7 protein-coding genes and 1 tRNA gene are annotated in these 9,004 nt (G+C 38.8%); 4 read left to right on the plus strand and 4 right to left on the minus strand.

Going from position 1 to position 9,004, the window contains the following annotated elements; genetic code table 11:
- A partial coding sequence (locus tag ACESK1_RS05880; protein ID WP_372918875.1) for an MFS transporter occupies positions 1–830 on the minus strand: 830 nt, incomplete at its 3' end.
- Between the two features lie 268 nt (positions 831–1,098).
- Here ACESK1_RS05880 and ACESK1_RS05885 point away from each other — a divergent pair.
- Positions 1,099–4,689 (plus strand): metallophosphatase, encoded by a 3,591-nt coding sequence (locus tag ACESK1_RS05885; protein WP_372918877.1) that lies wholly within the window; start codon positions 1,099–1,101, stop codon positions 4,687–4,689.
- 82 nt (positions 4,690–4,771) lie between these two features.
- Here ACESK1_RS05885 and ACESK1_RS05890 read toward each other — a convergent pair whose 3' ends face one another.
- Together ACESK1_RS05890 and ACESK1_RS05895 are read right to left on the minus strand one after the other, a co-directional pair.
- Positions 4,772–5,320, minus strand: a complete 549-nt coding sequence (locus ACESK1_RS05890) for a YSC84-related protein (RefSeq protein WP_372918879.1) — start codon at positions 5,318–5,320, stop codon at positions 4,772–4,774.
- 219 nt (positions 5,321–5,539) lie between these two features.
- Positions 5,540–6,082, minus strand: a complete 543-nt coding sequence (locus ACESK1_RS05895) for a YSC84-related protein (RefSeq protein ID WP_372918881.1) — start codon at positions 6,080–6,082, stop codon at positions 5,540–5,542.
- A gap of 285 nt (positions 6,083–6,367) precedes the next feature.
- Between ACESK1_RS05895 and ACESK1_RS05900 the strand changes: the two genes are divergently transcribed.
- Positions 6,368–7,594, plus strand: a complete 1,227-nt coding sequence (locus tag ACESK1_RS05900) for a hypothetical protein (RefSeq protein WP_372918883.1) — start codon at positions 6,368–6,370, stop codon at positions 7,592–7,594.
- Between the two features lie 52 nt (positions 7,595–7,646).
- Here the strand turns inward: ACESK1_RS05900 and ACESK1_RS05905 are convergent.
- Positions 7,647–7,721: transfer RNA gene (locus tag ACESK1_RS05905), tRNA-Arg, on the minus strand.
- A 113-nt stretch (positions 7,722–7,834) separates the two neighbouring features.
- Here ACESK1_RS05905 and ACESK1_RS05910 point away from each other — a divergent pair.
- Both ACESK1_RS05910 and ACESK1_RS05915 read left to right on the plus strand, forming a co-directional pair.
- Positions 7,835–8,140, plus strand: coding sequence for a hypothetical protein (locus ACESK1_RS05910; RefSeq protein WP_372918886.1), 306 nt, complete (start codon positions 7,835–7,837; stop codon positions 8,138–8,140).
- A 115-nt stretch (positions 8,141–8,255) separates the two neighbouring features.
- On the plus strand, positions 8,256–9,004 hold a 749-nt coding region (locus ACESK1_RS05915; RefSeq protein ID WP_372918888.1), incomplete at its 3' end, for a DUF1028 domain-containing protein.

A 9,004-nucleotide genomic window follows, 5' to 3' on the forward strand; every position in this document is an offset into this window, starting at 1 on the left:
CCATAATAAAGTACAGCGTTGATTCCTGTGAACTGTTGTAAGGCAGAGAATACTGTTCCTATAACTATAATTGAAAATATTCCTTTTGCAAAAATGTTTACTTTCTTATTGCCTTCTTCTTTCTTCAGAGATTTTTGGATCTCCTGAATTTCAATATTTGCGACTTCTTTCCCGTGTATTTTTGTAAGCACCTCCAAAGCCTGGGATTTCAGGCCTTTTAAGGCCAGCCACCGCGGACTTTTAGGCACAAAGAATAAAAGGATTAGAAAGGAGAGACTAGGTATAAGTTCAGACCATAGCATATAACGCCAGCCATTTTCAATATTTTCGGCTTCGGTCGCCGTGCTTCCAATGAAATAAGTTGCAAGAAAAACAACAAAAAAGCCAATTACAATTGCCAGCTGATAATAACTAACCAGGGTACCCCGAATTTTTGCAGGGGCAATTTCTGCAATATAAGTTGGTGCATTCATAGAGGCAAGTCCTATTCCCAACCCACCAATAAGCCGGAACATCACCAGGAGCGACACCGATTGCGGTAGAAAATCTGGTAGACCTGAACCCCAGGCCGACAAAGAAAAGAGAATACTGGAAAGGATAAGGGAGTTTTTTCTCCCCATAAAATTACTAATAGGCCCTGCGATAATTGCACCCACAAAACATCCTAAGAGTGCGCTACCCACAACCCAGCCTTTCATGGCTGCATCCAGTTCAAAATATTGGCTAAAATAATACTGGGAGCCATTTATTACACCGGTATCATAACCGAATAATAATCCTCCCAGGGCTGAAACAATCGTGATTAAAATCAGATATGATTTACTATGCATGAGCTATTTTATTTAGGGTGGGTCAAGATAAGAATTATCAATTAATTCCGTGCTTTTTTCAGCCGTCTATCTTAGTGTTAACGAATTGTATTTCACTCATTTAAAAAGGCGTTGTTTTCCGAATTATTTAAAATTTATTCTTGTATTCCTGATTTAAAGATCAAAATATCAAAATGTTATAATCAGTTAAAATTTATGGATTGCAGAATTTTTTTTCTGAAACTTGAAAAATGTTAAAATTAATTTAGGTTAATTCAAGCTCCAATCTATGAAATACAGATCTTTTAGCACAACCAGGACCGCATCCAAAGTTCTGTTATTCACTATGTTAACCCTGGTTTTAATGAACTCCTACGGCCAGGAAAATCAGAGCGCTAAGGAAATCTCCCATTCTATCTATTTTACTGCGAATACTGGGTTGGATGATTCTTCCTCTTCAGAATTAATCCTGAAGCAAATAAACAAAGCTTCCCAAAATGACCAAAATGCTTCGGTTGTAGTGATGGGAAATATTACTCCAAAAGGAGGGTATCCGGCAAAAAAGAAAGACCGGAAAGAGGTTGAGGGATTTTTAAGCGAAAGGCTCATGGAACCCCTTGAAGGTTTTAACGGAAAAATTATTTACAACCCCGGGGTAAACGAATGGAATAAAGAAGGCCACCAGAATTTAGATGATCTGGAATCCTTTCTTCAGGATAACAGCGAAGCAAAATTCTGGCCTAATGACGGGTGCCCAATCGAAGCAAAAGACCTCAGTGATGATGTGCGGCTAGTAATGGTAGATTCTCAATGGTTTTTGGAAGAATGGGATAACCACCCATATATTAATGACAAATGCGAGATCAAAACACGGGAACAATTTTTTATTGAATTTAAGGATGAGCTAAAAGATGAACAAGGCAAGACCATAATTGTAAGTATTCATCACCCGGTTTTAACTAATACCACTCATGGATTTATTAATAAAATAGCAGGTTTTACAGAGCAATCCTACCAGAATCCCCTTAGAAAAGAACTACGGGACAGACTTGAAACCCTTTCCCGGCAGTTTGAGGATGTGATCTTTGTTTCAGGTAATGACAGAAACCTTCAGTTTTTGGAAGATAATAAAACACCACAGATTATCAGTGGTGCAATGGGTAAACTGCAAAAGGCGAGGACAAAGGAGGAGAAGGATTTCGCTTCAAAAACACCCGGATTTGTGAAGCTGAATATCCACAAAGACGGAAGTTCTATAGCAGATTTTTATGAGTCTACTTCTTCAGGACCACATTTGTTACAAAGTCAGTATATCAAACGCGAAAGAATAAATATTGACGAAGTAGTCTATCCTTCCAGGGAAGATTTTGGAGCTACTTATAAGTCATCGGTATATACTAAAGACGAAGTTAACAAGTCTTATCCATACAAAAAGCTCTGGGGTGACCATTACCGCGATATTTACGCCAAAAAAGTAGAGGTGCCGGTATTGTTTATTGATTCCCTACCCGGAAATCCGGTGGCCATTAGTGAAGGTGGTGGAAAACAATCCCGCTCTCTGCGATTACGTGATGACAATGAAAATGAATTTACCTTAAGAGAAATCAGGAAGAGTGCCTTAAGATTTATTCAAGCTAATATCGCTGGACATTATATTCAGGATTTCATGCAAAATACCGTGGCAGAGCGTATTGTGCAGGATTTTTATACTACAGCTCACCCCTACGCCCCGTTTGCGCTGAATAGCATAATGGAAGATCTTGATCTCTATCACGCTAATCCAAAACTTTATTATGTTCCGAAACAAAAAAACCTGGGCATATTTAACGAGGATTATGGAAACAAACTCTATATGCTGGAAGAACACGTAGGAGATCACAACAAAGAATTTGAAGATTTTGGAAATGCCGATGATATCCTTAGTACATCAGACCTCCTGCTTGAACTAAGAGAAACAAAAAACATTTACGTCCACGAACCAACTTACATACGGGCTCGTCTTACCGATATGCTCATTGGCGACTGGGATAGGCATGAGGACCAGTGGCGCTGGGCAGAGTTTAAGGAAAATGATTCAGTTAAAATGTATAAACCCATTCCCCGGGACAGGGATCAGGCTTTTTCTAAGTATGATGGTTTTATGGTGCGACTATTAAAATTCGGATTTCCTGAGATGAGAGCTTTTCAAACCTTTGAATCAAACATTCCGGATATTAAATGGTTCAATAAGGCCGCATATCCTTTAGATAAAGCCTTCATTAGAAATGCTAAGTGGCCGGAGTGGAAAGAACAGGTGGAATATATTCTGCAAAGTTTAAGCGATGAAAAAATTGAAACAGCTTTTGCGGCCCTTCCTGAAGATACCCGGGACGAAAGTATAGATAAAATAAAGCAATCTCTTAAAGCCCGGCGCGATAATATGGAAGATATTGCTAAACGCTATTACGACTTCCTTAATCAATACGACATTGTTACAGGAACTGAAGAAGACGACTCCTTTATTATAACCCGGAAACAAAATGGAGAAACTGAAATTAAAGTAAAGGGCGGAGATGGCTCAGAGTTTCAGCGCTTCTATTCCTCTACAGAAACCAGGGAAATCTGGATTTACGGTCTGGAAGGAGAAGACGATTTTAAAATAGAAGGAAAAGGAAACAATCTGATCAAACTTAAAATTGTAGGCGGGAAAAATAACGACACCTATAATTTTGAGAATTCACGTAGAACCAAAATTTACGATTATAAGAGCAAAAAGAACAGTTTTGAGAAAACCGGTTCTAAAATGCTTACCGACAATTACGACATTAATAATTATGACCCCGAAAAACGCAAGCATTCTACCAACGTGTTTTTTCCAAGTATAGGATTTGATCCTGATGCCGGTTTCAAGATGGGAGTAAAAAATACTTACACCTCCTATGGTCTGGCCCGTAACCCATTCACAACCCAACATAGTCTATCGCTTAATTATTTCTTTGCTACAGATGGTTTTTCTGCTGAATATTCCGGGGAGTTTGCGCATATTTTTCCGAACTGGAATCTTGGCCTGGAAGCAAAATACACCAGCCCTAATTACACTTTGAATTACTTCGGAACCGGAAATGATAGTTTTTATAATGAAGACTTTGTAGATATGGATTTTAACAGGGTGAGAATTCAACAGATGAGATTTGCACCTTCTTTAATAAGAGAAAATAATCGCGGAAGCAGTTTTTACCTGAAAGGAATTTTTGAATCCATGGAAGTAGCTTACGATGAAAATGAATTTGTTGGGCAGGCTTTTGATGAAAACAGCGATCTTTTCGAGCAACAACTTTATGGTGGAGCTGAATTATACTACCGATACTTTAACCAGGACAATCCATCTTTCCCTAGCCGGGGATTGGATTTTAGCCTCTCCACAGGATATAAAGCTAATATAGACAAGCATAACAATAAGTTCGGCTACCTCAAACCCTCATTGGGGATAAATTATCCACTTCATTCCAGCGGAGTGGCTACCCTTGCAACCAAAGTGGCCGGAGAGTTTATTCTAGGTGATAACTACGAGTTTTACCACGGAGCAACCCTTGGAGGAAATCATAGTCTCAGAGCCTATCGCAATGAGCGTTTTAACGGGAAGACGGCTTTTTTCCACAGTACTGATATTCGGGTTGGACTTACTAAGCTAAGGACCAACTTCGTTCCATTAAGATTTGGGCTAAGCGCCGGATATGACTATGGAAGAGTTTGGAGTGATGAACCGGAATCAGACAACTGGCACGACAATTATGGAGGCTCATTCTTTGTAAACGGCTTTAATGCCTTAACCGCCAATTTTGGATATTACCTGGGAGATGATGGAAACCGCTTTATGTTCAGTCTCGGATTTAATTTTTGAGATGAAAAGACTAGTAAAGAATCAAAAAAAAACCCTGCCAATGTTAATTTAGCAGGGTTCAATATAATTTAAAGTTAGAAAATTATTCAGCAGGGTGAAAATCAAACCTTTGTCCACCAACTGATATTCCTGCCATAGCACCGGCTTTTGGCATCGTCAAGACAGCAACTCCATCCTGGAAATCTACATCCCTGGAAATTCCTTCTTCCAGAATTACAGCGGAAGCATTTGCACCTAATTCATAGGTTCCCCTTTTAAATTCCTCGAGAGCTTGCTGGTTTTCAAAAAACAGAACTTCAACAAAGGCTTTTCCACCAGCCTGAAGCCCTACATCCAATTCCTTAAGATTGGCATATCCAATCATATTTCCATTCTCGTACACCGTTCCATTTCCGGAAGAACCGCCAATTATATAGGCTCCTTTTCCTACATTTGGAAAAATTGCATATCCTGCGGAGGTTTCAAATAAATCGGCAAATTGAGGATAATCCTGTTCTATCGCAGATTTTGCGTCTCTGGAATCAGCAACCAGTTCATCTCCTGTCTTTTGCATAGACCCACAACCCGCAAGACCAATAATTAAAAAGGCAATTACGGGTAAGTACCATTTTTTGTTCATAATATTCATCATATTTAATTTTTAAGGTTAGAAAGTTAATTTAATGCATAATAATTGCAAATCATGTTAATCCATTGTTATTTCACTTAATATTAAACATTTAGCTAAAAAATTGGGTTACCCTTAAGTTCTTGAAGGATAGAGAATGCTAAAAAACAGATTAGCTTTTAAAATTTAACCTCAAAAAAACCGGAATGGGTTGCATTCCGGTTTTTTTTTCGCTTCAATTTCTTAATTGAGGTCTTTATAATCAAACTTCTGACCTCCTACAGAAACTTCTATCATAGCTCCTGCTTTGGGCATGGTTACGATTGCTCTCCCGTTATCAAATTCTACACTTTTAGCTTTTCCCTCTTCGATAATTACCGCCGATGCATTTCCCGAAAGTTTATAATTACCTTCCTTGAATTGATCCAATTCAGACTGGGTTTGAAAAAGGATAGCCTGTCTGAAAGCCTGGCCTCCTAACTGAAATCCAATGTCCAGTTGTCTAAGTTCAGCAAAACCTATAATATTTCCATTCTGATAAACCACTCCGTTTCCGGCGGCACCGCCCAAAATATAGGCTCCTTTTCCTACATTAGGAAATATCACGTATCCGGCAGAAAGATCAAAGAGTTCCTCTAAGTCAGAACTTTCAGCAATAAATGCTGCTTTGGCTCTTTCGGCGTCATCAATTAATCGCTCCTGATCTTCAGTTTGAGCAAATGATACACTTGTAAATACCAAAGCGAACAACAAGCTGTACACGAGATTTAAATTCATTTTTATCATAATACTGTATATTTAATTTTCTACTATTGAAATTAAACAATAACTCTCTCATCCTCTGTTAAGTATCTGTTATTTTAAGTCAAATTAAAAATTCCCCATAAAACTGTAGAATTTCACACCATATTTAAGGAATTTGAAAATATTCACTCCAGGCTTTAAAATTGGCCAGAGCCAGTCTAAATCAACATAGTCACCTACTTACCAGCAACTTAATTTATAAATCAACCAAGCCTAATTATTTGTGGTAAGGAATTTGGTTTAAGGCAGCGAACCCAAATTGAAAAAATGTTGACCGATATAAACCTGCTTTTTGATATTGCACAAGTTATATTTCTGATTCCATTTTTATACCTGTTAAACCAGGAGATCTTTAAGCGTCTTAAGAAAAGACATAGCTTTTTCTCCTTCAGGTTAATGAACAGTTTATTCTTTTATCACCTCATTTTTGGGGCGGTTTACTATGCCTATGCTTCTTTGAATCCATCAGACTCCCATAGGTATTTTAGTGTTCCTCAAAAAGAAGGAAAAGAATGGATGGATTTCGCCACTACCGGAACCGGTTTCATAGATTTTATTTCCTATCCGTTCATAAACTACCTGGGTTTCAGTTATGAAATGATGATGTTGCTCTTCACCTGGATGGGGTTTATGGGATTTGTATATGCTTACCTTATTTTCAGGGAGAACATTCCGTATAAGATAAAGGTCTTTAGAAAGATCAATTTATTACCCTTAATTCTTTTTCTACCTAACATGCACTTCTGGACCGCTTCTTTGGGAAAGGGAGCCCCGATATTCCTTGGGCTGATGATGTTTGCCTATGCCGTAAGAAAACCTGAGCAAAACTGGCAAAAACTACTTTTAGGTTCGCTCCTGGTATTTTGTATCAGGCCACATATCTTCTTGCTGGTAGCAGTGGTGGCCATACTGGGAATTTTACTTGGAAAAAAGGAAATAGCATGGAAAAAGAAATTGATTTATACCGGTATAATTACAGGTGCACTTTTAATTTTTAAGGACCAGATTTTGGGAGTTGTAAATCTTGGAAATTCCCAGGACCTCATCAGTGATTTTCTTGCTTTTACTGATAAGAGGTCTGACAGTTTAGGACAAGCCTCTTCGGGAATTGCGATGAGCGAATATTCCCTTTTCGAGAAGTTCTTTACATTTTGGTTCAGACCATTATTCTTTGATGCTCCGGGGTTTTTTGGGGTAATAGTTTCTGCTGAAAATCTTATCTATCTATTATTAGTTGTAAAGCTTTTTAAGAGGAATTTCTTCAGCTTTATAAAAATCGCGCCGGTAAAGGTTAAGATGAGCCTGTTATTGTTCTTACTATGTTCTTTTGCTATGACCTTTGTAATGTCTAACCTGGGAATAATCATCAGGCAGAAAACAATGGTGATGTATTTCCTGTTTTTCGTGATCTATTATTTTCTGGCACATGAACAGATGCTTAAAAACAACCCAAAAGTAAGAACATTACAAATATATCATCGGAAAGCTGCTTAAGCCTAGGTTAAAAATGAAAGCCCCAAGCAGATTTGCTTCGGGACTTTGTTTATGGTAGCCTCGCCAGGAATCGAACCTGGATCTAAAGTTTAGGAAACTTCTATTCTATCCATTGAACTACGAGGCCGCGCTAGGGCCACAAAATTAATAATGTTTTGAGAAAAAAATCAAATTCCCTCTTAAAACTTCGCATAGCAACCGGAAACTTTGTAATTTCAGTTTGAACTAATTTTTTTTACTATGAAATTACTCGCAACCATAAGCAGTTTCATCTTTCTATTTGCCAACACCTGTAATTCTCCCGAAGGTCAAAGTGATCAGCTTCAACTCACCGGAACTCTTGAAGCGACCGGGATTACCTCTTATCAGTATGGCAGTCATACCCTTACCACCGAAGATACTTTTTATGCTCTTCGAAGTGAGCAAATAGACCTCAGCAAGTTTGAAGGTAAAACCGTTATCCTTGAAGGAGAAAAAGTAGAAGGTTACCCTGTAGATGGCGGCCCCGATTATATTGAGGTAAAAAAAATACAAGAGAAAGAATAAGCGCTTTCTATCAATTATCTGCTTTTTTAAGAATTGTATTTTTTCGGGCTTCATCCACCCAGGCATCTTAAAGGTTAAGGAAGATTACATATCTTTAATACCTAAATAATTAAAAATGAAATCAATATTACTTTCGGCTTTAGCAATTTTTTTAAGCCTACCGGTTCTATCCCAAAATCCAGGCGTTGAAAAAGAAGCATTTGCACATACTTATTCTATAGTGGCCAGGGATACTGTAACCGGAGAGATGGCGGTTGGGGTCCAAAGCCATTGGTTTTCTGTGGGGCCATTAGTGGCCTGGGGAAAAAGCGGGGTTGGAGTTGTTGCCACCCAGTCGTTTGTGAACCCGGAATACGGGCCTCGAGGCCTGGAATTAATGGAAGAAGGGAAATCTGCAGAAAAAGCTCTGGAGGAAATCGCCAATTCAGATAGCGGACGGGAATTCAGGCAGGTGGCTTTTTTAGATAACCGCGGAAATACCGCAGCATTCACCGGCCAGAACTGTGTAGAAGCTGCCAGCCATATAACCGATGACAATTTTTCGGTGCAGGCCAATATGATGCTAAACGAAGAAACTGTTCCTGCGATGGCTGAAAGTTTCAGCCGCAACTCTCATCTTCCTTTGGCCGAAAGGGTGCTCGAAGTTTTAAAAGCAGCTCAGGAAACAGGTGGTGATATCCGCGGAAAACAATCGGCAGCCTTAATTGTAGTAGGAGCGAATGAAGTTGATAAAAGTTGGAAAGATAAAAAGATAGACCTGCGGGTAGACGATCATGCTGAACCAATTAAAGAACTGGAACGACTTCTGAAAACCGCTCGTGCCTACGAGCATATGAATGAAGGAGACCTGGCCATGGAAGATGG

This window comes from Salegentibacter sp., assembly GCF_041642575.1.
Classification (GTDB): Bacteria; Bacteroidota; Bacteroidia; order Flavobacteriales; family Flavobacteriaceae; genus Salegentibacter.